The 2,733-nt window shown below is 49.7% G+C and carries 2 protein-coding genes; both read right to left on the bottom strand.

Translation table 11 applies throughout. The features are described from left to right. Nucleotides 1–86: 86 nt before the first annotated feature. Nucleotides 87–2,201, bottom strand: coding sequence for an elongation factor G (gene fusA / locus ACMHLI_RS15310; RefSeq protein WP_413530222.1), 2,115 nt, complete (start codon nucleotides 2,199–2,201; stop codon nucleotides 87–89). A 96-nt stretch (nucleotides 2,202–2,297) separates the two neighbouring features. Further along, a complete protein-coding gene (gene rpsG / locus ACMHLI_RS15305) occupies nucleotides 2,298–2,732 on the bottom strand; it encodes a 30S ribosomal protein S7 (protein ID WP_413530221.1) in 435 nt (144 codons plus the stop codon). Nucleotide 2,733 lies beyond the last annotated feature (1 nt).

The raw sequence follows: 2,733 nt of genomic DNA, 5'->3' as shown, positions 1-2,733 counted from the left end.
TTTTTCTTTAGACACGGCTATATTCCTTACTCTTGTGCTCTCCCTTCAAAGAGAGAGCACGGGATCATTGTGTTTAAACCTGTGGCTTATTTGCCACGAGCTTCAATAACGGCCAGGGCCACGTTATTTGGCGCATCATCATACTTCAGGAATTCCATGGAGTAAGATGCACGGCCTTTGGTCAGTGAACGCAGCTGAGTCGCATAACCGAACATTTCGGAAAGCGGAACTTCGGCATGAATCACAACGCCAGTAGCGTTAGAATCTTGGCCTTTCAGCATACCACGACGACGGCTAAGGTCACCGATGACGTCACCAGTGTTCTCTTCTGGAGTTTCCACTTCAACCTTCATGATCGGCTCAAGCAGAACTGGTTTCGCTTTCTTGAAGCCATCTTTGAAGGCAATAGAAGCGGCCAGTTTAAACGCCAGTTCAGAGGAGTCAACGTCGTGGTAAGAACCGAAGTGCAGACGCACACCGAGATCTACTACTGGGTAACCCGCCAGTGGACCTGATTTCAGCTGTTCCTGGATACCTTTGTCAATCGCAGAGATGTATTCGCCAGGAATTACACCACCTTTGATTTCGTTGACAAACTCGTAGCCTTTCGGATTCGAGCCTGGCTCCAACGGATACATGTCGATCACAACGTGACCGTACTGACCACGACCACCAGACTGCTTGGCGTGTTTACCTTCAACGTCAGTCACTTTGGAGCGAATCGCTTCACGGTAAGCAACCTGCGGCTTACCTACGTTCGCTTCAACGTTAAACTCACGACGCATACGGTCAACCAGGATGTCCAGGTGAAGCTCACCCATACCTGCGATGATAGTCTGACCAGATTCTTCGTCAGTCCATACGCGGAATGATGGGTCTTCTTTTGCCAGACGACCCAGAGCCAGACCCATTTTTTCCTGGTCAGCTTTGGTTTTTGGTTCAACCGCAACGGAAATTACCGGCTCTGGGAATTCCATGCGCTCCAGGATGATCACATTATCCGGATCACACAGGGTATCACCAGTAGTCACGTCTTTCAGACCGATCGCTGCAGCGATATCGCCTGCACGAACTTCTTTAATTTCTTCACGCTTGTTAGCGTGCATCTGAACGATACGACCCAGACGTTCGCGCTGTGATTTCACTGGGTTAAATACAGTGTCACCAGAGTTGACGAGACCGGAATAAACACGGAAGAACGTCAAGTTACCCACGAATGGGTCAGTAGCGATTTTGAACGCCAGAGCAGAGAACGGCTCAGAATCGTCAGAATGGCGAACTGCTGGAGTGTCTTTACCGTCATCCAACAAACCGTTGATAGCTTCAACGTCAGTTGGTGCTGGCAGATACTCAACAACAGCATCCAGCATTGCCTGTACGCCTTTGTTTTTAAACGCAGAACCACAGGTAACCAGGATAACTTCATTGTTCAGAACGCGCTTACGCAGAGAAGCTTTGATCTCTTCTTCAGTCAGCTCTTCGCCACCAAAGAATTTCTCCATCAGCTCATCAGAGCCTTCAGCAGCGGCCTCAACCAGTTTCTGACGCCATTCTTCAGCCAGTTCTTGCATATCAGCCGGGATCTCTTCGTATTCGAAGGTCACGCCCTGATCGGCTTCGTTCCAGTTGATTGCTTTCATCTTCACCAGGTCAACAACACCAGTGAATTTCTCTTCAGCGCCGATAGCCAGCTGCAGAGGAACCGGAGTTGCGCCCAGACGTTTTTCAATCTGATCAACAACTTTCAGGAAGTTAGCACCCATACGGTCCATTTTGTTAACGAACGCGATACGTGGAACTTTATATTTATTTGCCTGACGCCATACGGTTTCAGACTGTGGCTGAACACCACCAACAGCACAGTAAACCATTACCGCGCCATCAAGAACACGCATGGAACGTTCAACTTCGATGGTGAAGTCAACGTGCCCTGGGGTGTCGATGATGTTGATGTGGTGTGGTTCGAACTGCTTAGCCATACCAGACCAGAAACAGGTGGTCGCAGCTGACGTGATGGTAATACCACGTTCCTGCTCCTGCTCCATCCAGTCCATGGTTGCTGCGCCGTCATGAACTTCACCGATTTTGTGGTTTACACCGGTGTAGAACAGAACACGTTCGGTAGTAGTGGTCTTACCGGCGTCGATGTGAGCACTGATACCAATGTTACGGTAGCGCTCAATGGGTGTTTTACGAGCCATTTGATTCCTCTATAACTAGGACGTTCAAGTTCGGTTAAGCCAAGCGGGTTGGCTTCTTGAAGCGCCCGCTTGGTTAGCATAACTACAGCGAAGTGATTACCAGCGGTAGTGGGCGAACGCCTTGTTGGCTTCAGCCATACGGTGAACGTCTTCACGTTTCTTAACTGCAGTACCTTTGTTCTCTGCAGCATCAGAAAGTTCGTTCGCCAGGCGGAGAGCCATGGATTTATCACCGCGTTTACGAGCAGCTTCAACGATCCAACGCATTGCCAGAGCATTACGACGAACCGGACGGACTTCTACTGGAACCTGATAAGTAGAACCACCTACGCGGCGGGACTTAACTTCGACAGTCGGACGAACGTTGTCCAGTGCGACTTCGAAAGCTTCCAGGTGGCCTTTACCGCTACGTTGAGCCAGGGTCTCAAGAGCAGTGTAGACGATTGCTTCTGCAGTAGATTTTTTACCATCTACCATCAGAATGTTTACGAATTTTGCCAGCAGTTCGGATCCGAACTTAGGATCTGGCAGG

The organism is Rahnella inusitata, assembly GCF_965118895.1.
GTDB lineage: Bacteria > Pseudomonadota > Gammaproteobacteria > Enterobacterales > Enterobacteriaceae > Rahnella > Rahnella inusitata_A.
Note: the sequence above shows the minus strand (reverse complement) of the source record. Positions and strands in the feature narration are given on the sequence as shown.

Coding starts and splice junctions, on each gene's coding strand:
- fusA (WP_413530222.1), bottom strand. CDS start 2,201: ATGGCTCGTAAAACACCCATTGAGCGCTACCGTAACATTGGTATCAGT.